Below are 23,486 nucleotides of genomic sequence, written 5' to 3'. Positions count from 1 at the left end.
CGCCGGCCGGCTCAGCGGTCGGATTCGGAGCGGGACCGGCGGCGCAGCGCCGCGGCCCGCCAGAGGACGACCAGGGTGGCGGTGCCCGCCAGCCCGGCGCCCAGGGCGGTGTGGAGGGCGCTCGGTCCGGCTTCCCCGCCCTCGTCGCCGGCCGCCTTCGCGGTGCCGCCGCCTCCGGCCGGCACGGGGGCGACCGGGCTCACGGCCGGGTCGGTGGCGTGGTGCGAGGGGCCTCCCGAGGCGGTTCCGGTCCCGGGGTCGTGCACGGTCACCCGGCCGGCGACCTTCACGCCCATGCACTCCACCGTGATCCGGTAATCCCGGGGCTCGGCGTCCGAGCGGATGACCGCCTCGCCGCGCAGCCCGCCGCGGTCGGCGCCGGGGGCCAGCAGCGCGTCGGCGACGAACGCCTCGGAGCGGGCGGTGGCGACGGTGCCCTCGCAGGACACGGCCCACAGTTCGATCTCGGTGCCGGGCCGGACCTTCGCGGGCGTCACCCGCACCGACACCTGCGGCGAGCCGGACTCCGCCGTGCCCGGGCCGGGCGGACGGGAGGTCGCAGGGCTGGGCGGGAGGGAGGATTCGGCGCTGGGCGGGAGGGAGGATTCGGCGCCGGGGCTCTCGGCGGCAGCCGCGGGGACGGCGAGGGCCGTGAGAGCGGCGAGACCGGCGGGAGGGGCCGCCGCGGCGCAGACGGCGAGCGCCGCGGCGAGGACGCTCGGAGCGGGTCGTACGGTGCGGAAGATGCCCATGTCGAACCTCCGGGTCGGTACTCCCGAAGATCCGCCGCCCCGCGCCGCCCCGCATCCCGGCGCCGCCCCGCGCTGCTCCGTTCGAGCGCGGGCGGGGCGGTGCCGGGATGCGATGCGGACGCGGGGCGGGACCGGTGCGGACGCGGCTGGACTCAGATCCGTTCGACGAGATCCGCGATCGAGTCGGCGACCGTCGAGGGCCGGAAGGGGAAGCGGTCCACGTCGGCCGGCCGCGTCAGCCCGGTGAGGACGAGGAAGGTCTCCATCCCGGCCTCCAGTCCGGCCAGCACATCGGTGTCCATCCGGTCGCCGATCATCGCGCTGGACTCGGAGTGGGCGCCTATGACGTTGAGCCCGGCCCGCATCATCAGGGGGTTGGGCTTGCCGACGAAGTACGGCTCGCGCCCGGTCGCCTTGGTGATCAGCGCCGCGACCGACCCGGTGGCCGGCAGCGCGCCCTCGGCGGAGGGGCCGGTCTCGTCGGGGTTGGTGGCGATGAACCGCGCACCGTCGTTGATCAGCCGGATCGCCTTGGTGAGCGCCTCGAAGCTGTAGGTGCGCGTCTCGCCGAGCACCACGTAGTCGGGGTCGGTGTCGGTGAGGATGTAGCCGATGTCGTGCAGGGCGGTGGTCAGCCCCGCCTCGCCGATGACGTACGCGGTGCCCTCCGGCCGCTGGTCCTCCAGGAACTTGGCGGTGGCCAGGGCGGAGGTCCAGATGTTCTCCACCGGGACGTCCAGGCCCATCCGCTTCAGCCGGGCGTGCAGGTCGCGGGGCGTGTAGATCGAGTTGTTGGTCAGCACCAGGAACGGCTTGCCCGACTCCCTCAGCCGCTTGAGGAAGGCGTCGGCCCCCGGGATCGGCACGCCCTCGTGGACGAGGACGCCGTCCATGTCCGTCAGCCATGACTCGATCGGCTTGCGCTCCGCCATTCGTCACTCCTGCCTGTCGTACGCACATCGGGGCGTGGCGGCGGCACCGCGCTGTGCTGCGCCGACGCCCTCAGGGTAGTCACTGTCCGCCGGACCCGGCCCCGTCTTTCCGGGGTCGGGTCCGGCACCGCCCCGCACTCCCCGGCACCGCCCTGCGCGGTCCGGCACCGTTCCGGTCCCCGGTCTCAACCGAGGTCCTCCGGTCTCGTTCCCGGTTCGAGCCGGCCGAAGAGCGGAGCGAGGACCAGATGCGCCGCGCCGCGGGCGACCAGCCGCGTGCCGCCGGGGGCGACGGACACCGGTACGGCCCGGCCGTCGGTGCGCGCGGCCCGGGCCGCCAGCTCCCGCTCCACGCCCGCGCGGTACGGCTCCGGGTCGGCCAGCACCGTCCGGCCGCCGAGCACCACGCGGTCGACGTCCAGCAGCCCGGCCAGCCCCGCCGCCCCGGTGCCCAGGACGCGGGCGGCCCCGGCGGCGTCGCCCCGGGCGACGGCCGCCAGGCACAGCGCCTCCAGGCAGCCGCGGTCGCCGCAGCCGCACTCCGGTCCGTCGAGTTGCACCACCTGGTGGCCGAACTCCCCGGCCCCGGTGCGCCTGCCCCGGTACAGCACCCCGTCCAGCACGAGCCCGGCGCCCAGCCCGGTACCCAGGTGCAGATACGCGAACGACGCGTCCCCGCCCCCCTCCCCGCCGCGCAGGGCGAGGCCGAGGGCCGCCGCGTTGGTGTCCTTGTCCAGCACGACGGGCAGCCCCAGCCGCCGGGACAGCGAGTCCCGCAGCGGATGGCCGTCCCAGTGGGGGAAGCCGGTCACCCGCCGCAGCACTCCCGTGCGGTGGTCCAGCGGGCCCGGGCACGCCACCCCGACGCCCAGCGGACGGCCGCCGCGGCCGGGACCGGCCGGCAGTGCGCGCACCGCGCCGGCCGCCGCGTCCACAACCGCCCGGCAGGGCGCGCCCAGATCGAAGGGGGCCCGGTGGGCCGCGACCACACCGCCCAGCAGATCCACCAGGACGGCGGTGACCTCGTCGCGGTCCAGGTGCAGGCCCACCGCGTGGCGCGCGTCGCGCACCAGGCGCCACAGGGTGCGCGGTTTGCCTCCGGTGGAGGGGCGGTGCCCCGCCTGCGCCACCAGGCCCGCGTCCCGCAGCCGGGCGGTGATCTTGCTGACGGCCTGCGGCGTCAGCCCCGTGCCCTCGGCCAGTTCGGACCTGCTCGCGCCCGCCTCGCCCGCCGCGCGCAGCAGGTCCAGGACGAGCGCGGCGTTGTGGCCGCGCAGGGTCGGCAGGTTCGCGGCGGCCGGAGAGACGGCGACCGCGGGGGCGGCGGGGACGGCGGGGACCGAGCCGGGGGAGACAGGGGTCACGGTTCCATTCTCGCGCCCGCTTGCACTTCCGCAACGCTGTTGCCAAAGTGGGCGCCATGAACGCCGCCTCCCCCGCCTCCCCGGTCCCCCACCCTCTGCGCGTCGGACTGATCGGCTACGGCCTGGCCGGCTCCGTCTTCCACGCACCGATGATCGCCGCCACCGACGGCCTCGTACTGGACACCGTCGTCACCTCCTCCCCCGAACGGCAGCGGCAGGCCCGTGCCGAGCACGGCGAGGAGCTGCGCACCGCCGCCGGCGCCGACGAGCTGTTCGCGCGCGCCGACGAGCTCGACCTCGTGGTCGTCGCCTCCCCCAACCGCACCCACGTCGAGCTGGCCACCCGGGCCCTCGAGGCCGGACTGGCCGTCGTCGTCGACAAACCGCTGGCGGCCGGCGCCGCCGAGGCCGAGACGCTGGCCGACCTCGCCGAACGCCGCGGACTGCTGCTGTCGGTGTTCCAGAACCGCCGCTGGGACGGCGACTTCCTCACCCTGCGCGACCTGCTGGCCGAGGGCGCGCTGGGCGAGGTGTGGCGCTTCGAGTCCCGCTTCGAGCGGTGGCGCCCGAACCTCAAGGGCGGCTGGCGCGAGTCCGGCGACCCCGCCGAACTCGGCGGCCTGCTGTACGACCTGGGCAGCCATGTGGTGGACCAGGCGCTCACCCTCTTCGGTCCGGTGACCTCCGTCTACGCCGAGTCCGATGTGCGCCGCCCCGGCGCCGAGGCCGACGACGACACCTTCATCGCCCTCCACCACGCCTCGGGCACCCGCTCCCACCTGTGGGTCAGCTCCACCGCCGCCGCCCTCGGCCCCCGCTTCCGGGTGCTGGGCAGCCGGGCCGCCTACGTCAAGTACGGCCTCGACCCGCAGGAGGACGCCCTGCGCGCCGGCGCCCGCCCCGCGCCGGGCGAGCCCTGGGGGGCGGAGCCGGAGTCCGCCTGGGGCACCCTGGGCGCGGCGGACGACGTACGGCCCGTGCCGTCCCGCGCCGGCGACTACCCCGCCTACTACGCCGCCGTCGCCGCGGCCCTGCGCGAGGGCGGCGAGCCCCCGGTCACCGCGCGGGAGGCGGCCGAGGCGCTGCGGGTGCTGGAGGCGGCCCGCGCCTCGGCGGCCGAGGGCCGCACCGTGCGGCTCGGGGACTGAGGAGCACCGGGACGGCGACCGGCGCCGCGCCTCCCGCGTGCCCGGGAGCGCTCCGGCCCGGGTCCGCGCGGCGGGACCCGCGGCCGCCGGGTCACAGCCCGGTGGCCGTGCGGACCAGCCCGGCGAGGGCGAGGGAGCGGCTGTGCGCGGGCCAGGCGATGTGGGTGACGACGGGGGGCGCGTCGGCCAGGGGGACGGCGGCGTGCTCCGCCCACAGCCAGGCACGGGCCGATTCGGGGAAGACGGCCACGGTGCGTCCGAGGGCGATCAGCTGGGCCAGCTGCGTCTGGTCGTGGATCTCGGGGCCCGGGCCGGGCGGGTAGGTGCCGCGGCGGGCCCAGCGGGCGAGCGGAAGACCGGGGATGTCGCCGAACTGGACGGGATCGGCCGCTGACGGGACGCGGGGCACGGCACGGTGGCGGGCCCGGTCTCAGCCGCCCAGCGCGTGGGCGACGGTGTGGATCGCCAGACCCGCCAGCGCGCCCACCACCGTGCCGTTGATCCGGATGAACTGCAGATCGCGGCCGATGTGCGCCTCGATCTTGCGGGAGGTGTGCTCGGCGTCCCAGCTCTCGACCGTCTCGGTGATCAGGGACGTGATCTCGTGCCGGTAGGTGGTGACGACGTGCCCCGCCGCCCCCTCGATCCAGCCGTCGACCTTGCCCCGCAGCCCGCCGTCCTCCGACAGCCGCGCGCCCAGCGACAGCAGCGAGGCGCGCGCCCGCAGCCGCAGCTGGCTGCGCTCGTCCTCGGCCGCCGCCACGACCATGGCCCGCACCGCCGACCAGGCCGAGGCGATCAGCTCCTGCACCTCGTCGCGGTCCAGGATCTCCGACTTCAGCCGCTCCACCCGCGCCCGGGTCTCCTCGTCGGACTGCAGGTCGGCGGCGAAGTCGCGCAGGAAGCGGTCCAGCGCCTCGCGCGCCGGGTGGTCGGGCATGTCCCGCATCTCCGAGACGAAGCGCAGCAGTTCCCGGTAGACGCGCTCGCCGACCTTGCGGTCCACGAAGCGCGGCGTCCACCCCGGCGCCCCGCCGGCCACCGCGTCCATCACCGAGTCGCTGTGCCACACCAGCCAGTCGTGGGCCCGTGAGACCACCAGGTCCACGACCCGGGCGTGGCCGCCGTCGGCGACGATCCGGGCCAGCATCCGGCCCAGGCCCGGCGCGATCTCCTGGGCGTGGGCGCGCCGGGTGATCGCCTCGCCCACCACCGCCTGCACGTCGTTGTCCCGCAGCACGGCCAGCGCCCCGCGCAGCGCGGCGGACAGCTCCGCCGTCACCCGGTCGGCATTGGCCGGCCGGGCCAGCCAGGCGCCCAGCCTGCCGCCGATGCCCACCGAGCGCAGCCTCCGCCGCACCACCTCCTCGGCCAGGAAGTTGTCGCCGACGAAGTCGCCGAGGCTGCGCCCCAGTTGGTCCTTCTTGTTCGGGATGATCGCGGTGTGCGGGATCGGCAGCCCCATCGGCCGCTTGAACAGCGCGGTCACCGCGAACCAGTCGGCCAGCGCGCCCACCATGCCGGCCTCCGCCGCCGCGGCCACATAACCGGCCCAGGCGCCCGCGCCCGACCGCTCCGCCCAGGTGGCCAGCGCGAACACCAGTGCCGCCAGCAGCAGCGCACCCGTCGCGATGGCCTTCATCCGGCGCACCCCGCGCCGCTTCTCCTCGTCGGCCGCGGTGAAGGCCACCGGGTCGAACACCGCCCCGGCCGGCGCCCCGGAGCCCGCCGGCCGCCCTTCTCCGCCGCTGCCGCCTGCGCTCCCGGCGTTGCCGGAGCCCTCGGCGTTCTTCCCGTCCGTCGTCGTCCGCTCCATCGTCTCCACCCGTCCGCGCCGTCCCCGACCGCAATTGTCGCAAGGGGCCGGCGGTGGACGCCGAACGCGCCGCCCGCGTCCCGCACCGCGAACAAGGCGGCCGGCGGCAACCGGCCGCCTCACGTCCTTTCATCGATCACGTAACAGGCGGGGCCACCCGGCGGGGCCACGCCGACCGCCGTGGGATCATGGGGAAACCGCCGATCACTTCGCACACCTGGGCCCGCACCGCCCGAGGGGGGACTCTTCCGTGTACGAGCGAGGCTGCCGCCCGTGAGCAAGAACATGGGATACGCCCTGCTGGCAGGGCTCGCGGCCGTCGTGGTCCTGGTCTCCAGCGCCGTGTTCGTCGGCGCCGGCTTCAGGGGCGCGGCCCCGGACACCACCGTCCCGCGGGGCGGGGAGAACGCCGCGCCGGCCTCCTCCGGGACCTGGGTGGGCACCTGGTCCGCCTCCCCCGCCTCCGCGGAGCCGAACGCCCCGGACGGCCACCCGGACGCCTCCCTGCGGAACGTGGTGCACACCTCGGTCGGCGGCAGCGCCGCCCGCGTCCGGTTCTCCAACCTCTTCGGCACCCGCCCGCTGACCATCACCCACGCCACCCTCGCCCTGGCCGCCGAGCCCAGCAGCCCCGCCGCCACGCCCGGCAGCATGCGCAGGCTGACCTTCGGCGACCGGAACGAGGTGACCATCCCGGTCGGTTCCGCCGTCACCAGCGACGCGGTGCGGCTGAACGTGCCCGCCGCCGCCGACCTGCTCGTCACCCTCTACTCCCCCACCGGCTCCGGCGCCGTCACCCACCACCCCCACGCGCGCCAGACCAGCTACCTGGCCCGCGGCGACCGGGCCGCCGACACCACCGGCGCCCCCTACACCGAGCAGACCACCTACTGGCGGCACGTGACGGCCGTGGACGTGTGGACGAACGAGACCGAGGCCGCCGTCGTGGCCTTCGGCGACTCCATCACCGACGGCGTCACCTCCAGCATCGGCGCCAACCACCGCTGGACCGACTTCCTCGCCGACCGGCTGCGCACCGAGCGCGGAGCCCCCCGCTACAGCGTCCTCAACCAGGGCATCAGCGGAAACCGGATCCTCCTCGACGCCTCCCCGGCCGACCCCAGGAACGGGCCCAGCGCCCTGAACCGGCTGGAGCGGGACGTGCTCTCCGGCACCGGCGCCAAGGTCCTGGTCGTCCAGCTCGGCATCAACGACATCCTCAAGACGCCCCACCAGACCGACCCCCGCAGGATCGTGGACGGCCTGGAGCGGATCACCCAGCGCGCCCACCGGCACGGACTGCGGGTGGTCGGGGCGACGCTGACGCCGTTCGGCGGGCACCGCAAGCACAACGCGCGCCTGGAGGCCGTACGGCAGCAGGTCAACGAGCAGATCCGCCGCGGCGGCGTGTTCGACGCGGTCGTCGACTTCGACGCGGCCCTGCGCGACCCGGCCAACCCGCAGCGGCTGCTCCCCGTCTACGACTCGGGCGACCGTCTGCACCCCAGCGACAGCGGCTTCCGCGCGATGGCCGGGGCCCTGGACCTGAACCTCCTCAAGGGCGCCTCGCCCGCCAGGCTCTGACCCCGGCCCCCGGCCCGAGTCAAGATCCCGGCTCCCCGGCCCTGCCTCCGGGCGGCGGACGTCCGGCACCCTCCCGGGTGATGGCGGAGCGTGAGGGGGTGCACACCATGCGCCCCCTAGAGCCCGGGCCCAAGGCCCACCGGGCACGCCCGTAGGCACCCCGCCGGTACTCCGCGCACCGCCGCGGGTGTGATCTGCCCTCGCTCACCGGAGCGGACGGTGCCAGAGTGTTCCACGGGTCATTTCGCCGTAAAACGGAACGGGCAAGCCATACCGACAAGGAGACTGCGGTCATGAGCGAGGAACCCGAGGAGCCCAACAGCAACGGGGAGCAGCAGTCGGCCGCCGACTCGCGCCTGTCGCCCGCCAAGCGGAGGATCCTGGGCGCCGGTGCCCTGGTCGCCGTGGTGGCGTCAGGCGGACTGATCACCGGCTACCTGCTCGTGGACATCCCCACCCCCAACTCCGCGGCGGCCGCCCAGAACAACGTCTACCTCTACTCCGACGGCACCCAGTTCGCCCGCGACGGCGACGTCAACCGCCAGAACATCCGGCTCGGCGACGTCCCCGAATCCACCCGGCACGCCGTACTCGCCGCCGAGGACCGGGACTTCTACCACCAGTCGGCCATCGACGTCACCGCCATGATCCGCGCGGGCTGGAACATGCTCCGGGGCGAGGGCAAGCAGTCCGGATCCACCATCACCCAGCAGTACGTCAAGAACTACTACCTCGACCAGGAACAGACCCTCACCCGCAAGGCCAAGGAACTCTTCATCGCCCTCAAACTCGACAACCGGGTGAGCAAGGACGAGATCCTGACCGGCTACCTCAACACCAGCTACTTCGGCCGCAACTCCTACGGCATCCAGGCCGCCGCCCAGGCCTACTACGACAAGCACGCCTCCGACCTCACCACCGCCGAAGGCGCCTACCTCGCGGCCCTCCTCAACTCCCCCAACCTCTACGACGTCGCCGCCCACCCCGAGAACAGGGAACGCGCCGTCGCCCGCTGGAAGTACGTCCTGAACGGCATGGTCGAGGAAGGCTGGCTCAAGCCCCGAGAACGCGACGCCATGGCCTTCCCCGAACCCCGCGATCCCAAGCGTCCCTCGGCCCTGGCCGGCCAGCGCGGCTACCTCGTCGAAGCCGTCAACACCTACCTCACCGAGAGCGGTGTCCTCGACGAGCAGGAACTGGCCAAGGGCGGCCTGCGGATCACCACCACCATCGACCGCAGGAAACAGGACGCCCTGGTCAAGGCCGTCGAGAAGGAACTCCTCTCCAAACTCGGCGACGAACGCGAAGAGGACTCCTACGTCCGCGCGGGCGCCACCTCCATCGAACCCCGCACCGGCGAGGTCGTCGCGATGTACGGCGGCGTCGACTACATCCAGCAGTACGTCAACAACGCCACCCGCCGCGACTACCAGGCCGGCTCCACCTTCAAGCCCATCGTCTACGCCTCCGCCGTCCACCACCGCGCCAGGACCCGCGGCGGAGAACTCATCGGGCCCAACACCACCTACGACGGCTCCAGCGGACGCACGGTCATCGGCGCCGGCGGCCCCACCAAGTGGGCCCCGCACAACCAGGACAACGTCAGCTACGGCTCGATCCCCGTCACCACCGCCATGAACAAGTCCGTCAACGCCGTCTTCGCGCAGATGGGCGCCGACGTCGGCCCCGAGAGGATCAAGGAGACCGCCGTCGCCCTCGGCCTCTCCCCCGAAACCCCCAACATGGCCGAATCCAACGCCTCCATCTCCCTGGGCACCGCCACCCCCAGCACCCTCGACATGGCCCAGGCCTACGCGACCCTCGCCAACCACGGCAAACGCGTCGACCACACCCTCGTCAAGAAGATCACCCGCAACGGCGAGGACATCACCGTCCCCGAACCGGACACCGAACAGGCCGTCTCCCGCCAGGCCGCCGACTCCACCACCGCGGTACTGCGCGAGGTCGTCAAGACCGGCACGGGCAGTCGCGCCAGGGCCCTGGGCCGCCCCGCCGCCGGCAAGACCGGCACGGCGGAGGAGAACGAGGCCGCCTGGTTCGCCGGCTACACCCCCGGCCTGGCCACCGTCGTCGCCCTCATGGGCCAGCACCCCGAGACCGGCGTCCACAAGTCGCTGTACGGCGCCGCCGGAATGCCCCGCCTCAACGGCTCCGACTTCCCCACCCGCATCTGGACCGCCTACACCGCCGAGGCGCTGCGCGGCACCCCCGTCGAGGACTTCAAGCTCAAGCCCGGCAAGAACCGCCTCCCCAAGGCCTCCCCCGACCCCTCCGGCAGCCCTGACCCCTCCGGCTCCCCCGGCGAGGAACCCACCCCGGTCGGCGACTCCGAGGAGACCCCGGACGCCTCCGGCACCGACTCCGGCCGGGAGGACGCCGAGAACACCGGGGACGGCCGGGACACCGGGGACGACGGCGCGGGCGGCGAACCCGCCCCCGGGAAGAACGCCGAGAAACCCGGCAGGGACGAAAAGCCCGGGGAAGCCCGTGAGAAGAAGGCGGACGAGCCGGCGAGGAAACCGGCGAAGCCCTCCCCGGGAGCACAGGACGGCAAGAACCCCGCCAGGACCTCACCGGCCCCGGCGGCCGGCGCCTCCCCCGGCACCCTGCCGGAGAAGTCCCCCGACGCCACCGCCGCCCCCCGGCCGTAGAACCGGCCGCGGACCGGGCGTCCGCGACGGACGGCCGGAGCGGACAGCGCGACGGGCCCCGCGGCGCTTCCGCGGGGCCCGCCCGTACGACCGTCGCCCGGCCCCGGGCGCGGCTTACAGATGGCTCTACAGATACAGCCCGGTGGAGTCCTCCGAACCCTGCAGCCGCTCGGCCGCCACCGCGTGCAGGTCACGCTCGCGCATCAGCACGTACGCGACCCCGCGCACCTCCACCTCGGCCCGGTCGGCCGGGTCGAACAGCACGCGGTCGCCCGGCTCCACCGTGCGCACGTTCTGCCCGACGGCGACCACCTCGGCCCAGTTCAGCCTGCGGCCGACCGCGGCCGTCGCGGGGATGACGATGCCACCGGAGGAACGGCGCTCGCCCTCGGGAATGTCGGTACGCACCAGCACCCGGTCGTGCAGCATCCGGATGGGCAGCTTGTCGTGGTGGGACGTCTTGGAGCTCACGGCAGAACCGTATCTCAGCCCGCGTCCACGCCGCTCAGCGGCGGCGGCGCCGGGACGACACCACCAGCAGCCCGGCCACCCCCACCGCCACCAGGGCCACCGGCACGATCCGCGCCGCCCTCGGGCGGCCCTCCTCGTCCGTGAAGCGGTCCCGCACATCCGACAGCGCGTGGTTCACCGCGACGTACGCCCGGCCCGCGGTGCGGTCCACGGCCGACGCCGCCCGCGCCTTCACACCGTCGGCGATCGTCTTCGGGTGCACCCGCACCGCCAGCTCGTCCAGCGTCTCGGCGAGCTCCTGCCGCCTGCGGACGATCTCCGCCTCGATCTCCGCGGGGGTCCTGGCTTCCGACACCGCACTGCCTCCGTCGTCTCATCCGTCTCATCCGCCCCACCCGGGCCGCCGTGTACCGGGATCCCGGCTACCGGACAGTCTGGCAGTTCCCTCACCTCCGATGCCCCCCGCCACCCCCGTCACACCCCGTGGCTAGGCTTTCGAACCGATAACGGCCCCGACCACGGGACCGCGAGCCCCGCCAGAGGAGTACCGATGAGCGAGCGACTGCAACCCGGCGACACCGCCCCGGCCTTCACCCTGCCCGACGCCGACGGCAACCCCGTCTCGCTCGCCGACCGCGCCGGACGCAAGGTGATCGTCTACTTCTACCCCGCCGCCCTCACCCCCGGCTGCACCAAGCAGGCCTGCGACTTCACCGACAACCTCGACCTCCTCGCCGACGCGGGCTACGAGGTGATCGGCGTCTCCCCCGACAAGCCGGAGAAGCTCGCGAAGTTCCGCGAGAAGGAGAACCTCCGGGTCACCCTCGTCGGCGATCCGGAGAAGAAGGTCCTCGAGGCCTACGGCGCCTTCGGGGAGAAGAAGCTCTACGGCAGGACCGTCACCGGCGTCATCCGCTCCACGGTGATCGTCGACGAGGAGGGGAAGGTCGAGCGGGCGCTGTACAACGTCAAGGCCACCGGCCATGTCGCCAAGCTCATCCGGGACCTCTCCCTCTGAGCCCGCCGGGCCTCCGGGGACCCGCCCCGGCTCCTCCCCCGACCGGCGTAACCACCCCGCGCGCCGTTCGTTGACCAGTACGAGTCCGCGACGGAAGACCGAACGACCACGCGCGGACGGTTCACAGGGGGAGGGGCCATGGCCGCCGGTCGTGCGTACACACGGGAGGAGCTCTCCGAAGCCGTCGCCCGTTCCTCGACATGGGCGCACCTCATGCGCGAGCTGGGTGCGGAGGTCAGTGGGGGGAAGCGCCGTACGCTCCAGCGGCTCGTCGCCGAATACGGCATCGACACGGGCCACTTCAGGCGGCGGAGTCCATGGCGGAAGTACACCGACACGGCGATCGCCGAGGCCGTCGCGGGTTCGAGCACGCTGCGCGAGGTCGTCACCAAGCTCGGCGCGACACCCGCGACGGGGACGCTCTCCCACATCCGGCGCCGTATCGCCGCCGCCGGAATCGACACCGGCCACCTCCCCGCGCTGAATCGCCCCCGGGTCGACCTCCCGGTCGCGCCCGAAGAGGTGAGGGAAGCAGCGGCCACCGCCACCAGCGTCCGCTCCCTGGCGCGTTCCCTGAGCCTCGCCGACGACAGCGGGTCGCGTGCCGCGCTGCGCCGCATGCTCGCCGAACTGAGCGTCGATGTCTCGCACTTCTCCCACGCGCGCATCACCGTCCCCGAGACGGCACTCCGCGCCGCCGTCCCGAGCAGCACGAGTTATGCCGATGTGATGCGCCGCCTGGGGCTTCCGGTCAACGACGCGAACCACCGGCGGGTGCACCGGCAGGTGATACGGCTGGGCTTGGACACCTCTCACTTCAAGCGGCGAAGCAGACGCGAACCCCGCCCGAGGACGCCGAAGCGGATCGCCGGCGAAGTCCTGCGCGTGCTTCCCAGAGGCGCACCCCGTGTGAACCACGCGCGGTTGCGCCGGGCTCTGGACGAGATCGGCGTCCCGTACCGATGCGTCGGCTGCGGCAACCCCGGCGAGTGGCGTGAGGCGGTGATGACCCTACACATCGACCACGTCAACGGGGACTGGCACGACAACCGTCGCGGGAATCTGCGCTATCTGTGCCCGAACTGCCACGCGATCACAGACACATGGTGTGGCCGGAACCGGCGAGGAGCACCGTAGCCGACGACGCTCCGAGAGCGACCGAACCGGTACGATGGGCGGCGACCGGCGGCCGTGATGGAACTGGCAGTCATGCTGGGTTTAGGTCCCAGTGGGGGTTTCCCCCGTGTGGGTTCGAGTCCCACCGGCCGCACGCACCTTGGATTCGAAGGCCCGGCTCGTTGAGCCGGGCCTTCGGTGTTCTCTGCGGACCGGCCCCGCGGGCCGTTGTCCTGCGGTCTCAGCCCAGCAGTTCCCGGACCACGGGGGCCAGGGCGCGGAACGCCTGGCCGCGGTGGCTGATGGCGTTCTTCTCCTCCGGGCTCAGCTCCGCGCAGGTACGGGTCTCGCCCTCGGGCTGGAGGATCGGGTCGTAGCCGAACCCGCCGGCGCCGGCGGGTTCGCGGCGGAGGGTGCCAGCCAGGCGGCCCTCGACGACGCGCTCGGTGCCGTCGGGCAGGGCCAGGGCCGCCGCGCAGGCGAAGTACGCGGTGCGGTGGGGGTCGTCGATGTCGGAGAGCTGGGCGAGGAGCAGGTCCAGGTTGGCCCTGTCGTCGCCGTGGCGTCCGGCCCAGCGTGCGGAGAAGATGCCGGGGGCTCCTCCCATGACGTCGACGCACAGGCCGGAGTCGTCGGCGACGGCGGGCACTCCGGTGGCCTTGGCCAGGGTGCGGGCCTTGAGGAGTGCGTTCTCGGCGAAGGTGAGGCCGGTCTCCTTGACGTCCGGGACCTCGGGGTAGGCGTCGGCGCCGACCAGGGTGAGGTCCAGTCCGGCGGCGGAGAGGATGGCCTCGAGTTCTCGGACCTTGTGGGCGTTGCGGGTGGCGAGGATCAGGCGCTGGCTCATGGGGACCGATTATCCCGTTGCGGCGGCCGGAATCACCGGGCGGGCCGGACGCCGGTGCCGGCGCCCGGGGTCGGGGACCGGAACCCGGGCTCCGCCGGCCCGGTGTCCGTCAGCCGGGGGTGCAGACCTGGGTCAGTTCGTCGGCCGCGTCGGCGAGGGGGCCGACGTCCGGGGTCCTGCCCTGTTCGACGGATTCGCGGACGTTGTCGGCGGCCTTCTGCATGTCCTCGGCGACCCGGGTGATGTCGGCGTTGTCCGTGTTCTCGATGATCTTGTCGAGGTTCTCGTTGATGCGGTCCAGGGACCGGTCCACCTCGGCGGGGTTCTCGACGCCGTCGGCGACGGCCTGCTGGAGGGCGTTGGCGCTGTCCACGACGACGACGGCGGTGTTGGCGCAGTCCAGTGCGTTCTGGACGGTGCTGCAGCCCACCAGGGGGAGGGCGAGGACGACGGGGGCGAGGGCGGCGGCGAGGGTGGTCCGTCTGCGCATGGGGTCGTGGTCCTCCTGATGTCTGGACGGGCCGCACGGCTCGACCCGTACGGCCCGTGTCCTGTAGGACGCGTAAAGCACTCGCAAAGTTCCGCGCCACGTCCGTGTTCTCACCGGGCGTCACCCGGTCGGCCCAGGCGGCCCGGACGGCGCCGCGGCGGGGCCGGGGCCGTAGCCGGGGACGGGGGACGAGGCCGGGACCGGGCCGGGGCCGGAGTTCGGGGGCGGACCGGAGGTCAGGCCCGAGGCAGTGCGTCCGTGTCCAGTGCGTGCCGCTGGGCGCCGTCGAGTTGGGCGCAGCCCGCGACGGCGAGGTCGAGGAGGGCGTCGAGTTCGGTGCGCGCGAAGGGGACTCCCTCGGCGGTGCCCTGGACTTCGACGAAGCGGCCGTCGCCGGTGCAGACGACGTTCATGTCGGTCTCGGCTCGGACGTCCTCCTCGTAGCAGAGGTCGAGGAGGGGGGTGCCGTCGACGATGCCGACGCTGACGGCGGAGACGGTGCCGGTCAGCGGCTGGGCCTTGGCGCGGAGGAGTTTCCTGCCGCGGGCCCAGGTGAGGGCGTCGGCGAGGGCGACGTAGGCGCCGGTGACGGCGGCGGTGCGGGTGCCGCCGTCGGCCTGGAGGACGTCGCAGTCGAGGACGACGGTGTTCTCGCCGAGGGCCTTGAGGTCCACCACGGCGCGCAGGGAGCGACCGATGAGGCGCGAGATCTCGTGGGTGCGTCCGCCGATCTTGCCGCGGACGGACTCGCGGTCGCCGCGGGTGTTGGTGGATCGGGGGAGCATGGCGTACTCGGCGGTGATCCAGCCCTCGCCGCTGCCCTTGCGCCAGCGGGGTACGCCTTCGGTGACGCTGGCGGTGCAGAGGACGCGGGTGTCGCCGAAGGAGATGAGGACGGACCCTTCGGCGTGCTTGCTCCAGCCGCGTTCGATGGTGACGGGTCGGAGTTGTTCGGCTGTGCGGCCGTCGATGCGTGACATGGGTGCGAGCCTAGTGCCACGGGTGGGGCGGCCGTTGGGGTGAACGGCCTGGTGGCCCGGTGCGCGGGGGCCGCCCGGGGGCGGGACGGGGCGGGCCTGTCACATCATGTCCTCGATCTCGGCGGCGATGGGGTCGGCGTCGGTGCCGATGACGACCTGGATGGCGGAGCCCATCTTCACTACGCCGTGTGCGCCGGCGGCCTTGAGCGCGGCCTCGTCGATGAGGGCGGGGTCCTCGACCTCGGTGCGCAGGCGGGTGATGCAGCCCTCGATCTCGACGATGTTGTCGATGCCGCCGAGTCCGGCGACGATGTTCTCCGCTTTGCCGGGCATGTCCTCCGCCTTCCCGCCGGCTGTCGCCGGCCGTCTCGGCCCGTCCTGTGTCCGTGCCCCGTCTGGACTGGATTGGCACATTAACCCACGTTATGCACACTTCGCGAGAGGGGCCTCATCGGCTCCATACCGCTTCCCGGCCCCGCGGGGAAGGGGGCGCGGACCCGCGGGCGGTCCGGGTACTGCATTCCGGCACTGTCCCCGTTCCGTCGGCCTCGTTGCCCGCTTGGGTGCTTTCGATGCCTTTGTTCGTGTTACAAGGTGACTTAAGCACTCTGTTGCCCTTGTGATGCTTGCGATGCGGTGTGCGGCGCGGACCGCACGGCCCCACGGGAGGAAGCCGATGACCACGGCCACTGCCAGGACATCCGACGACGGAGGCGACGGGGGCGGAGGCGGCGAGGGCGGAGGCGGCAGGGACGGAGGCGGAAAGAGGCGCGGCGCGGGCGCGATGGCGGTGGCCCAGCGCGTCGGCCGCAGTCTGATGCTGCCGATCGCGGTGCTGCCCGCGGCGGCCCTGATGGTCCGGCTGGGCTACGAGGACATGCTGGGCCGGGAGGGCTTCCCGGACTTCGTCAACCGGATCGCCGAGTTCCTGGCGGCGGGCGGCGGGGCGCTGCTGGACAATCTGCCACTGCTGTTCGCCGTGGGCATCGCGATCGGCTTCGCCAGGCGGGCGGACGGCTCGACGGGGCTGGCGGCCGTCGTGGGCTATCTGGTCTTCCAGCAGGTGATGGCCACCTTCAGCGATCCCAACCTGCCTCCCGAGGAGGGCGTCGCCCGGCCCGCGGACGCCGGTGTGCTGGGCGGTGTGGTGATGGGGCTGGTCACCGCCGTGCTCTACCAGCGCTACCACCGCAGGAAGCTGCCGGACTGGCTGGGCTTCTTCGGCGGCCGCCGGCTGGTGCCGATCCTGGCGTCGTTCGCGGGCCTGTTCCTGGGGGTGGTCTTCGGATACGCCTGGCCGGTACTGGGGGCCGGGATCCACGGTTTCGGCGAGTGGCTGGTGGGTTCGGGGGCGCTGGGGGCGGGAGTGTTCGGGGTGGCCAACCGGGCGCTGATCCCGGTGGGCATGCATCATCTGCTGAACTCGTTCCCGTGGTTCCAGGCGGGTTCCTACGAGGACGGCGGGGTGCGGTACGAGGGGGACATCGCGCGCTTCCTGCACGGGGATCCGACGGCGGGTCAGTTCATGACCGGCTTCTTCCCGATCATGATGTTCGCCCTGCCCGCGGCCTGCCTGGCGATGTACCACTGCGCGCGGCCCGAACGCCGCAAGGTGGTGGGCGGGATGATGTTCTCCATCGCGCTGACCGCCTTCGTCACCGGGGTCACCGAGCCGATCGAGTTCACGTTCATCTTCATCGCGCCGGCGCTGTACGCCGTCCACGCGGTGCTGACGGGGGTGTCGATGGCGCTGAGCTGGGCGCTGGGGGCGCGGGACGGCTTCGGTTTCTCCGCCGGGGCGATCGACTTCCTGCTGAACCTGGGGATCGCGACCAGGCCGTGGCTGCTGGTGGTGCTGGGGCTGTGCTTCGCGGTGGTGTACTACGCGGTCTTCCGGTTCGCGATCACGCGGTTCGACCTGCCGACGCCGGGCCGGGAGTCGGACGAGGAGATCGCCGAACTGGAGAAGGCGCAGTACCGGGCATAGCCCTGTGCCGGGCCCTGTACCGGATCCTGTGCCGGGCCCTCGTGCCGGTCCCGGTGTCCGGGGCGCCGTACGGCCCGTGCCGCGCCGGCCGGGCCCGTGACCGCCGGACCGGCCGGCGGCCGGTCAGATCTCGTAGACGGCGCCGGGGCGGGCCATCTCCACGGGGCCGCCGAAGGCGGCCCGTGCGTCGCGCAGGTTGTGCTGGGGGTCCGTCCACGGCGGGATGTGGGTGAGGACCAGTCGTCCGGCGCCCGCGTCCCGGGCGCACTCCCCGGCCTGCCGCCCGTTGAGGTGGAGTTCGGGGATGTCCTCCTTGCCGTCGGTGAAGGAGGCCTCGCACAGGAAGAGGTCGGCGCCTCGGGCCAGGTCGCACAGGGCGTCGCAGGGGCCGGTGTCGCCGGAGTAGACGAGGGCCCTGCCGTCGTGCTCGACGCGGAAGCCGTAGGTCTCCACCGGGTGCCGCACCCGGTCGGCGGTGACGGTCAGCGGTCCGAGCCGGAAGGCGCTCCGGGGGGCGAGGTCGTGGAAGTCGAAGACCTCGCTCATGGACCTCTCGGACGGGGTGTCGGCGTAGGCCGTGGTCAGCCGCTGCTCGGTGCCCTTGGGGCCGTACACCGGGATGGCCTCGCAGCGTCCTCCCTCGTGCCGGTAGTACCGGGCCACGAAGTACGCGCACATGTCGATGCAGTGGTCCGCGTGGAGGTGGCTGAGGACGATGGCGTCGAGGTCGTAGAGGCCGCAGTGGCGTTGCAGCTCGCCCAGGGCGCCGTTGCCCATGTCGAGCAGGAGCCGGTAGCCGTCGGCCTCGACGAGGTAGCTGGAGCAGGCCGATTCCGCGGACGGGAACGATCCCGAGCAGCCGACGACGGTGAGCTTCATAGGGGAAGGAACCTCCGTGGCCCGGGAAGAGGGGTTACCTGAGCGTAAGGCGCACAGGGGCCGGTGGCTCCTCCGCAGTGCCCCGTTGTGGGCGGAATCACCAGGGCGGGGGTGGTGCGGGGCGCGGATCGCGCGGCGCGCGGCCTCGGGGGGCGCGCGGCCCGGGCGGCGGCCGCCGCACCGCCGTTCCCGGCTGCCGAAGGGGCGGGGTACGGCGGGCGCGGCGGGCGGGCGTCGCGGATGTGCGGGCCGGGCTCAGGCCCAGAGCTGTCCCTGGAGGGCCTCGACCGCGGCCTCGGTGGTGGGCGCGGTGTAGATGCCGGTGGACAGGTACTTCCAGCCGCCGTCGGCGACGACGAAGACGATGTCGGCGCTCTGGCCCGCGCGTACGGCCTTGCGGCCGACCCCGATGGCGGCGTGGAGGGCGGCGCCGGTGGAGACTCCGGCGAAGATGCCTTCCTGCGCGAGGAGTTCGCGGGTGCGGGTGACGGCGTCCTCGGAGCCGACCGAGTAGCGGGTGGTGAGGACGGTCTCGTCGTACAGCTCGGGGACGAAGCCCTCGTCGAGGTTGCGCAGGCCGTAGACGAGGTCGTCGTAGCGCGGTTCGGCGGCGACGATCTGGATGCCGGGGACCTTCTCGCGCAGGTAGCGGCCGGCGCCCATCAGGGTGCCGGTGGTGCCGAGCCCCGCGACGAAGTGGGTGATCGAGGGCAGGTCGGCGTAGATCTCGGGGCCGGTGCCGGCGTAGTGGGCGCCGGCGTTGTCGGCGTTGCCGTACTGGTAGAGCATGACCCAGTCGGGGTGCTCGGCGGCGATCTCCTTGGCGACGCGTACGGCGGTGTTGGAGCCGCCGGCGGCCGGGGAGGAGATGATCTCGGCGCCCCACATGGCCAGCAGCTGGCGGCGCTCGGCGCTGGTGTTCTCCGGCATGACGCAGACCATGCGGTAGCCCTTGAGCCTGGCCGCCATGGCCAGCGAGATGCCGGTGTTGCCGGAGGTGGGTTCCAGGATGGTGCAGCCGGGGGTGAGCCGGCCGTCCTTCTCGGCCTGCTCGATCATGTACAGGGCCGGGCGGTCCTTGATCGAGCCGGTGGGGTTGCGGTCCTCCAGCTTGGCCCAGATGCGGACGTCCTCGGACGGCGAGAGCCGCGGCAGGCGCACCAGAGGGGTGTTGCCCACCGCGGCGGTCGGCGAGTCGTAGCGCATCAGCGCATGCCCCCGGCCACGGCGGGGAGGATCGTCACGTTGTCGCCGTCGCTGAGCTTGGTGGAGATCCCGTCCAGGAAGCGGACGTCCTCGTCGTTGAGGTAGACGTTGACGAAGCGGCGCAGCTCGCCGCCCTCGACCAGCCGCTCCCGGATGCCGCTGTGGCGGGTCTCCAGGTCCTCGATGAGCTCGGCGAGGGTGCCGCCGTCGCCCTCGACGGCCTTCTGCCCGTCGGTGTAGGTGCGGAGGATGGTCGGGATGCGGACCTCGATGGCCATGGGTGTACTCCTGTGGGAGAGGGCGGGAAGCGTGTGGGCCTGGCGCGTGCGCGTGCGCGGGGTGCGGCCGGGCGGGCCGCGCGGGGATGGCCGTCCGGGTCAGACGCGGTCGGCCGCGCGGCACCGGCATGCCGCACCGCGGCACCGGGGGGACCCCATGGCGCTGGCGATGCGGCACAGATCGACGTGCAGGCGCGCCACGAGCAGCGTGCCCGGGGACTTACCCCGGCGGGTATCGCTCACGTCGTGGTTAACCATGGGCTCATCGTAACGATTCCCGCCTCCGGAACCGGATACCTGTTCCATGATGCGGACCCTGCCGTCTCACCTGTTGTCGGAGGCTTGTGGATCAGTCCTCGTAGGCGGGGACGATCCTGACCTCCTCCTCCGTGATCTCGCCGTCGACGATGCGGAAGGAGCGGAAGGAGAAGGGCCCCTCGTCGTTGCCGCACTCCGCGGTGGAGACCAGCACGTAGTGGGCGCCGGGCTCGCCCGCGTAGGCGACGTCGGTGCGCGAGGGGTAGGCCTCGGTGGCGGTGTGGGAGTGGTAGACGACCACCGGCTCCTCGTCGCGGTCGTCCATCTCGCGGTAGAGCTTCAGCAGGTCCGCGGAGTCGAACTCGTAGAACGTGGGCGAGCGGGCGGCGTTGAGCATGGGGATGAAGCGCTCGGGGCGTCCGCTGCCGGCCGGGCCCGCGATGATGCCGCACGCCTCGTCGGGGTGGTCCTGGCGGGCGTGGGCCACGATCTTGTCGTGCAGCTCCTGGGTGATGGTCAGCATGGGCGACAGCATAGGCAGGGCGCGCGGGCGGGGCCCCGCCCGTACCGGTGTGCGGTACGGGCGGGGCCCCGCGCGGTGCCGTGCCCCCGGGGGGCGGGTGTCACTTGGCGAGCGTGGTGGCCTCGCCGGGACCGGCGGCCTCGGCGGCCTCGGCGGCCTCGATCTGCTCGTCGGTCTCGCCCGCGTCGCGGCGGCGGACGTAGTCGAGGACGCGGTTGAGCTCCCTCCTGACGACGGGCGCCAGCAGGTAGAGGCCGATGATGTTGAACACCGCCGCGAGGAAGAGGAAGGAGTCGGCCAGGGAGACCAGGGAGGACAGCGACATCAGCGCACCGGTGATGACGATGAGGCTGAAGAGCACCTTGTAGACGTTCTCGCTGGTCCTGCTGCGGCCGAAGAGGTAGGTCCACGCCTTCAGGCCGTAGTAGCTCCAGGTGATGATCGTGGAGAAGGCGAAGAGCAGGACCGCGACGGCCAGGATGTACGGGAACCAGGAGATCGCGGTCTCGAAGGCGTCCGAGGTGAGCGAGACGCCGGAGGCGATCGGGTCGCCGTTGGCGCTGGCCTCGCGGGCCGCCTCCCAGCTCGGGGTGCGGGCGATGACGATGGTCAGCGCGGTCATGGTGCAGATGACGACGGTGTCGATGAACGGCTCGATCATCGCGACCAGGCCCTCGGTGGCGGGGCGCTTGGTCTTCACCGCGGAGTGGGCGATGGGGGCCGAGCCGATGCCCGCCTCGTTGGAGAAGGCGGCGCGCTGGAAGCCGACGATCAGGGCGCCGATGAGGCCGCCGGCCACACCCTCGGGGGCGAAGGCTCCCACGACGATGTCCGAGATGGCTTCGGGCACGGCGGTGACGTTGGTCAGGATGACGAAGAGGCAGGCGACGACGTAGATGATCGCCATCGCGGGGACCAGCCGGCTGGTGACGGCACCGATGGAGCGCATGCCGCCGATGAGGACCAGGGCGACCAGGGCGGCGATCAGGATGCCGAAGAAGAGGGCGCCGCCGGAGCTGCTGAAGAGGCTGTCCTCGCCGCCGGTGACGGACTGGAGCTGCTCCAGGCTCTGGTTGACCTGGAAGAGGTTGCCGCCGAAGAAGGTGAAGAACAGCAGGGCGATGGCGGAGCCGATGGCGAGCACCTTGCCCAGGCCGCCCAGGCCGCGCTCGGCCATGCCCTTGCGCAGGTAGTGCATCGGGCCGCCGGAGACGGTGCCGTCGGCGTGGACCTCGCGGTACTTCACACCGAGGGTGCACTCGACGAACTTGGTCGCCATGCCGAGGAGGCCGCAGACGATCATCCAGAAGGTGGCGCCGGGGCCGCCGATGGTGACCGCGATGGCCACACCGGCGATGTTGCCGAGGCCGACGGTGCCGGAGACGGCGGAGGTGAGGGCCTGGAAGTGGTTCACCTCACCGGGGGCGTCCTTCTGGTCGTACTTGCCGCGGACCAGCTTGAGGGCCTTGGGCAGGTGGCGGACCTGGGCGAACCCGAAGTATCCGGTGAACACCAGTCCCGCGACCACCAGCCAGCCGACGATCCAGGGGAACTCGGTGTCCCCGAGGGGGATGGTGTAGAAGACGATGTCGCTGATTTTCGAGGCGATCGGATCGACGAATTCGGTGATGGATTCGTCGATCCGCGTCGTCCAGGATTCGTTTGCCATGGGTTCCCTCTGGCTGTAGCGGCTGCGAGGACGTGTGGGGGCGGGTGCAACGGTGGTTGCCTGTGGTGCGGCGGAAGGACCGACCTCGGCGTCCGGTTTCGAGCGCAGTTTCCTCCGAAGTTCTCCGAGTTGTAAGACACGGATAAAAATCGGGTTGGGAGTTCCTATCACGCTGCGCTACCGCACCGGTGTGACCTGGATCACATGCTCATATTACGGTCGGGTCACACAGGGGAATCGAGGGATAAATCGGGCAGCTATCCCGCCCAAAGAGGCGTCGTATCCGATTAACGGAGAGTTTCGATCACTCTGCGCGACGCGGCGGGCTCACAGGGACTTTTTAATGTATGGCACAAACAGATGCCGGAATGCGGCGCGGCCCGCCGGCGCCACCGGGAACAGCGGCCGGACCGTCGCGGCCCGCGCCGCGGGCCGCCCGGCGCGTCAGGGCGCGAGGGTCTCCACCAGCGACTCCTGGAGCGCCCCCAGCCACAGGTACGCCATCACCATCGGCTTGCGCGGGTCGCCGTCCGGCAGCGCGTACAGCTCGTCGCCGTCCTCGTCGTCGGCGATCTCCAGGCGCGCGCCGATCGCCAGCCTCAGGTCGTTGAGCGCGCCGAGCCACCGGCGCGACTGCTCGGGGGTCAGGGTGAGCACCGCTCCCCCCTCGCCGGCGGGGGCGAGGGAGTCCAGGGTGCGCACGACGGCGAGGCCGTCCTCCCGTTTGCGGGCGCGCAGGTCGTTCTCGGTGTAGCGCCGGAACTCCGCGGCGGCCTCGCGCGTCTTCTCGTCCCCTCCGGCGCCGGGGCCGCCGTAGGCGTCGGGGAAGAGCCTGGCCAGCGCCGGGTCGGAGGGCGGCTCGGTGGGGCCGTCGGTCATCAGCGCGGCGAGCGGGTCCTGCTCGCCGCCGGCCTCGTCGGCGCCCGGGCCGGGCCCGATGAGTTCCAGGAGCTGGACGGCGAGGCTGCGCAGGATGGAGATCTCCACCTCGTCGAGCGCGACGGCGGCGCCTCCGGGCACGCCGGCCGCGGGCTGGAAGAGCCCGGCCATCAGCGGTCCTGCTGGAGGGTCGCCCACAGGCCGTAGCCGTGCATGGCCTGTACGTCGCGCTCCATCTCCTCGCGGGTGCCGCTGGAGACGACCGCGCGGCCCTTGTGGTGGACGTCCATCATCAGCTTCCTGGCCTTCTCCTTCGGGTAACCGAAGTAGGTCTGGAACACGTAGGTCACGTAACTCATCAGGTTCACCGGGTCGTTGTGGACGACCGTCACCCACGGGACGTCCGGCTCGGACACCACCCGGGGGGCCTCGCCCGACTCGGGGCGGGTGATCTCGGTGGGGGCGACCGACAGCCGCGCCACATGGGCGCCGTGCGGACCGGGTACGCGGTCCGCGGCGGGCGGCCGCGCGACCGCGACGGCCGGGGGTGTCGTCCGGTGTGTGTCGTCGCTCACGGTCCCCATGCTGCCACCCTGACCGGGCGGTGGTGCAAACGG

At 72.7% G+C, this 23,486-nt stretch carries 24 protein-coding genes, 1 tRNA gene and 1 pseudogene; 7 read left to right on the top strand and 19 right to left on the bottom strand.

Annotated features, from left to right (window positions below; translation table 11 throughout):
- Positions 1–11: 11 nt before the first annotated feature.
- The 3 genes from BMY40_RS28360 to BMY40_RS00445 all read right to left on the bottom strand — a co-directional run bounded on the left by BMY40_RS28360 (position 12) and on the right by BMY40_RS00445 (position 3,048).
- Positions 12–752 carry a hypothetical protein gene (locus tag BMY40_RS28360; RefSeq protein ID WP_093654179.1) on the bottom strand — a complete coding sequence of 247 codons (741 nt, stop codon included), beginning with the start codon at positions 750–752 and terminating at the stop codon, positions 12–14.
- A gap of 152 nt (positions 753–904) precedes the next feature.
- Complete coding sequence (locus BMY40_RS00450; protein ID WP_093654177.1) at positions 905–1,684, bottom strand: HAD-IIA family hydrolase; 780 nt, start codon at positions 1,682–1,684, stop codon at positions 905–907.
- A gap of 185 nt (positions 1,685–1,869) precedes the next feature.
- Positions 1,870–3,048: an ROK family protein gene (locus BMY40_RS00445; RefSeq protein WP_093654175.1), complete on the bottom strand. Its 1,179-nt coding sequence runs from the start codon at positions 3,046–3,048 to the stop codon at positions 1,870–1,872.
- Between the two features lie 56 nt (positions 3,049–3,104).
- Here BMY40_RS00445 and BMY40_RS00440 point away from each other — a divergent pair, with 56 nt between their 5' ends.
- Complete coding sequence (locus tag BMY40_RS00440) at positions 3,105–4,196, top strand: Gfo/Idh/MocA family oxidoreductase (RefSeq protein ID WP_093655612.1); 1,092 nt, start codon at positions 3,105–3,107, stop codon at positions 4,194–4,196.
- Positions 4,197–4,287: 91 nt separating this feature from the next.
- On the opposite strand, the pseudogene BMY40_RS00435 reads toward BMY40_RS00440, so the two are convergent.
- Together BMY40_RS00435 and BMY40_RS00430 are read right to left on the bottom strand one after the other, a co-directional pair.
- Positions 4,288–4,563 (bottom strand): annotated as a pseudogene (locus BMY40_RS00435) (type 2 periplasmic-binding domain-containing protein); the annotation flags it as partial.
- Positions 4,564–4,626: 63 nt separating this feature from the next.
- Entirely contained in the window at positions 4,627–6,012 is a 1,386-nt protein-coding gene (locus BMY40_RS00430) for a DUF445 domain-containing protein (RefSeq protein WP_107436738.1), read from the bottom strand.
- Between the two features lie 285 nt (positions 6,013–6,297).
- On the opposite strand from BMY40_RS00430, the gene BMY40_RS00425 reads away from it, so the two are divergent.
- The gene (locus tag BMY40_RS00425; RefSeq protein WP_093655610.1) at positions 6,298–7,596 is read left to right on the top strand and encodes an SGNH/GDSL hydrolase family protein; all 1,299 of its coding nucleotides are present in this window, start codon (positions 6,298–6,300) and stop codon (positions 7,594–7,596) included.
- Between the two features lie 293 nt (positions 7,597–7,889).
- Positions 7,890–10,268 (top strand): transglycosylase domain-containing protein, encoded by a 2,379-nt coding sequence (locus BMY40_RS00420; RefSeq protein WP_093654173.1) that lies wholly within the window; start codon positions 7,890–7,892, stop codon positions 10,266–10,268.
- A 126-nt stretch (positions 10,269–10,394) separates the two neighbouring features.
- On the opposite strand, the gene BMY40_RS00415 is transcribed toward BMY40_RS00420, so the two are convergent.
- On the bottom strand, positions 10,395–10,697 hold the full coding sequence (locus tag BMY40_RS00415) for a GroES family chaperonin (protein WP_093655608.1): 303 nt from the start codon (positions 10,695–10,697) through the stop codon (positions 10,395–10,397).
- A gap of 76 nt (positions 10,698–10,773) precedes the next feature.
- Entirely contained in the window at positions 10,774–11,094 is a 321-nt protein-coding gene (locus BMY40_RS00410; RefSeq protein WP_093654171.1) for a DUF3618 domain-containing protein, read from the bottom strand.
- 195 nt (positions 11,095–11,289) lie between these two features.
- Between BMY40_RS00410 and bcp the strand changes: the two genes are divergently transcribed.
- The 3 genes from bcp (at position 11,290) to BMY40_RS00395 (ending at position 13,027) form a co-directional block, all read left to right on the top strand.
- On the top strand, positions 11,290–11,757 hold the full coding sequence (bcp, locus tag BMY40_RS00405) for a thioredoxin-dependent thiol peroxidase (protein ID WP_093654169.1): 468 nt from the start codon (positions 11,290–11,292) through the stop codon (positions 11,755–11,757).
- A 138-nt stretch (positions 11,758–11,895) separates the two neighbouring features.
- Positions 11,896–12,894, top strand: a complete 999-nt coding sequence (locus BMY40_RS00400; RefSeq protein ID WP_093654168.1) for an HNH endonuclease signature motif containing protein — start codon at positions 11,896–11,898, stop codon at positions 12,892–12,894.
- Between the two features lie 48 nt (positions 12,895–12,942).
- A tRNA-Leu gene (locus BMY40_RS00395) sits at positions 12,943–13,027 on the top strand.
- An 87-nt stretch (positions 13,028–13,114) separates the two neighbouring features.
- Here BMY40_RS00395 and rdgB read toward each other — a convergent pair.
- The 4 genes from rdgB to BMY40_RS00375 form a co-directional block, all read right to left on the bottom strand.
- Entirely contained in the window at positions 13,115–13,720 is a 606-nt protein-coding gene (rdgB, locus tag BMY40_RS00390; RefSeq protein ID WP_093654166.1) for an RdgB/HAM1 family non-canonical purine NTP pyrophosphatase, read from the bottom strand.
- Positions 13,721–13,829: 109 nt separating this feature from the next.
- Positions 13,830–14,210: a hypothetical protein gene (locus BMY40_RS00385; protein WP_093654164.1), complete on the bottom strand. Its 381-nt coding sequence runs from the start codon at positions 14,208–14,210 to the stop codon at positions 13,830–13,832.
- A 236-nt stretch (positions 14,211–14,446) separates the two neighbouring features.
- Entirely contained in the window at positions 14,447–15,190 is a 744-nt protein-coding gene (gene rph / locus BMY40_RS00380) for a ribonuclease PH (protein ID WP_093654162.1), read from the bottom strand.
- Between the two features lie 99 nt (positions 15,191–15,289).
- Positions 15,290–15,604: a PTS sugar transporter subunit IIB gene (locus BMY40_RS00375; protein WP_425443043.1), complete on the bottom strand. Its 315-nt coding sequence runs from the start codon at positions 15,602–15,604 to the stop codon at positions 15,290–15,292.
- 370 nt (positions 15,605–15,974) lie between these two features.
- Between BMY40_RS00375 and BMY40_RS00370 the strand changes: the two genes are divergently transcribed.
- Entirely contained in the window at positions 15,975–17,177 is a 1,203-nt protein-coding gene (locus BMY40_RS00370) for a PTS transporter subunit EIIC (RefSeq protein ID WP_245769832.1), read from the top strand.
- Positions 17,178–17,300: 123 nt separating this feature from the next.
- Here BMY40_RS00370 and BMY40_RS00365 read toward each other — a convergent pair whose 3' ends face one another.
- The 8 genes from BMY40_RS00365 to clpS all read right to left on the bottom strand — a co-directional run bounded on the left by BMY40_RS00365 (position 17,301) and on the right by clpS (position 23,351).
- Entirely contained in the window at positions 17,301–18,056 is a 756-nt protein-coding gene (locus BMY40_RS00365) for an MBL fold metallo-hydrolase (RefSeq protein WP_093654156.1), read from the bottom strand.
- A gap of 255 nt (positions 18,057–18,311) precedes the next feature.
- Positions 18,312–19,262: a PLP-dependent cysteine synthase family protein gene (locus BMY40_RS00360; RefSeq protein WP_093654154.1), complete on the bottom strand. Its 951-nt coding sequence runs from the start codon at positions 19,260–19,262 to the stop codon at positions 18,312–18,314.
- Positions 19,262–19,540: a MoaD/ThiS family protein gene (locus BMY40_RS00355; protein WP_093654152.1), complete on the bottom strand. Its 279-nt coding sequence runs from the start codon at positions 19,538–19,540 to the stop codon at positions 19,262–19,264. The genes BMY40_RS00360 and BMY40_RS00355 overlap by 1 nt, the downstream gene beginning before the upstream one ends.
- Before the next feature lie 99 nt (positions 19,541–19,639).
- Positions 19,640–19,798 carry a putative leader peptide gene (locus BMY40_RS28355; protein ID WP_342745050.1) on the bottom strand — a complete coding sequence of 53 codons (159 nt, stop codon included), beginning with the start codon at positions 19,796–19,798 and terminating at the stop codon, positions 19,640–19,642.
- Between the two features lie 91 nt (positions 19,799–19,889).
- Positions 19,890–20,321 carry a M67 family metallopeptidase gene (locus BMY40_RS00345; protein ID WP_093655606.1) on the bottom strand — a complete coding sequence of 144 codons (432 nt, stop codon included), beginning with the start codon at positions 20,319–20,321 and terminating at the stop codon, positions 19,890–19,892.
- A 100-nt stretch (positions 20,322–20,421) separates the two neighbouring features.
- Entirely contained in the window at positions 20,422–21,990 is a 1,569-nt protein-coding gene (locus tag BMY40_RS00340; RefSeq protein ID WP_093654148.1) for an alanine/glycine:cation symporter family protein, read from the bottom strand.
- Positions 21,991–22,434: 444 nt separating this feature from the next.
- Positions 22,435–23,040: a DUF2017 domain-containing protein gene (locus tag BMY40_RS00335; protein ID WP_093654146.1), complete on the bottom strand. Its 606-nt coding sequence runs from the start codon at positions 23,038–23,040 to the stop codon at positions 22,435–22,437.
- A complete protein-coding gene (clpS, locus tag BMY40_RS00330; protein WP_245769831.1) occupies positions 23,040–23,351 on the bottom strand; it encodes an ATP-dependent Clp protease adapter ClpS in 312 nt (103 codons plus the stop codon). Before clpS ends, BMY40_RS00335 begins: the two co-directional genes overlap by 1 nt.
- Positions 23,352–23,486: the final 135 nt, after the last annotated feature.

Source organism: Streptomyces radiopugnans, from assembly GCF_900110735.1.
In the GTDB taxonomy this organism is placed as follows: Bacteria; Actinomycetota; Actinomycetes; order Streptomycetales; family Streptomycetaceae; genus Streptomyces; species Streptomyces radiopugnans.
The sequence above is the reverse complement of the archived record's forward strand: the minus strand, read 5'-3'. Positions and strand labels throughout refer to the sequence as shown.

Bases quoted from the DNA above. Each gene is read 5' to 3' on its own strand.
- BMY40_RS00440 (WP_093655612.1), top strand. From the start codon at position 3,105: ATGAACGCCGCCTCCCCCGCCTCCCCGGTCCCCCACCCTCTGCGCGTC.
- BMY40_RS00450 (WP_093654177.1), bottom strand. From the start codon at position 1,684: ATGGCGGAGCGCAAGCCGATCGAGTCATGGCTGACGGACATGGACGGC.
- BMY40_RS00375 (WP_425443043.1), bottom strand. From the start codon at position 15,604: ATGTGCCAATCCAGTCCAGACGGGGCACGGACACAGGACGGGCCGAGA.
- BMY40_RS00385 (WP_093654164.1), bottom strand. From the start codon at position 14,210: ATGCGCAGACGGACCACCCTCGCCGCCGCCCTCGCCCCCGTCGTCCTC.
- BMY40_RS00335 (WP_093654146.1), bottom strand. From the start codon at position 23,040: ATGGCCGGGCTCTTCCAGCCCGCGGCCGGCGTGCCCGGAGGCGCCGCC.
- BMY40_RS00345 (WP_093655606.1), bottom strand. From the start codon at position 20,321: ATGCTGACCATCACCCAGGAGCTGCACGACAAGATCGTGGCCCACGCC.
- BMY40_RS00370 (WP_245769832.1), top strand. From the start codon at position 15,975: ATGGCGGTGGCCCAGCGCGTCGGCCGCAGTCTGATGCTGCCGATCGCG.
- BMY40_RS00355 (WP_093654152.1), bottom strand. From the start codon at position 19,540: ATGGCCATCGAGGTCCGCATCCCGACCATCCTCCGCACCTACACCGAC.
- rdgB (WP_093654166.1), bottom strand. From the start codon at position 13,720: ATGAGCCAGCGCCTGATCCTCGCCACCCGCAACGCCCACAAGGTCCGA.
- BMY40_RS00420 (WP_093654173.1), top strand. From the start codon at position 7,890: ATGAGCGAGGAACCCGAGGAGCCCAACAGCAACGGGGAGCAGCAGTCG.
- BMY40_RS28360 (WP_093654179.1), bottom strand. From the start codon at position 752: ATGGGCATCTTCCGCACCGTACGACCCGCTCCGAGCGTCCTCGCCGCG.
- BMY40_RS00430 (WP_107436738.1), bottom strand. From the start codon at position 6,012: ATGGAGCGGACGACGACGGACGGGAAGAACGCCGAGGGCTCCGGCAAC.
- BMY40_RS00340 (WP_093654148.1), bottom strand. From the start codon at position 21,990: ATGGCAAACGAATCCTGGACGACGCGGATCGACGAATCCATCACCGAA.
- BMY40_RS00360 (WP_093654154.1), bottom strand. From the start codon at position 19,262: ATGCGCTACGACTCGCCGACCGCCGCGGTGGGCAACACCCCTCTGGTG.
- BMY40_RS00365 (WP_093654156.1), bottom strand. From the start codon at position 18,056: ATGAAGCTCACCGTCGTCGGCTGCTCGGGATCGTTCCCGTCCGCGGAA.
- bcp (WP_093654169.1), top strand. From the start codon at position 11,290: ATGAGCGAGCGACTGCAACCCGGCGACACCGCCCCGGCCTTCACCCTG.
- BMY40_RS00425 (WP_093655610.1), top strand. From the start codon at position 6,298: ATGGGATACGCCCTGCTGGCAGGGCTCGCGGCCGTCGTGGTCCTGGTC.
- rph (WP_093654162.1), bottom strand. From the start codon at position 15,190: ATGTCACGCATCGACGGCCGCACAGCCGAACAACTCCGACCCGTCACC.
- BMY40_RS00415 (WP_093655608.1), bottom strand. From the start codon at position 10,697: ATGCTGCACGACCGGGTGCTGGTGCGTACCGACATTCCCGAGGGCGAG.
- BMY40_RS28355 (WP_342745050.1), bottom strand. From the start codon at position 19,798: ATGGTTAACCACGACGTGAGCGATACCCGCCGGGGTAAGTCCCCGGGC.
- BMY40_RS00400 (WP_093654168.1), top strand. From the start codon at position 11,896: ATGGCCGCCGGTCGTGCGTACACACGGGAGGAGCTCTCCGAAGCCGTC.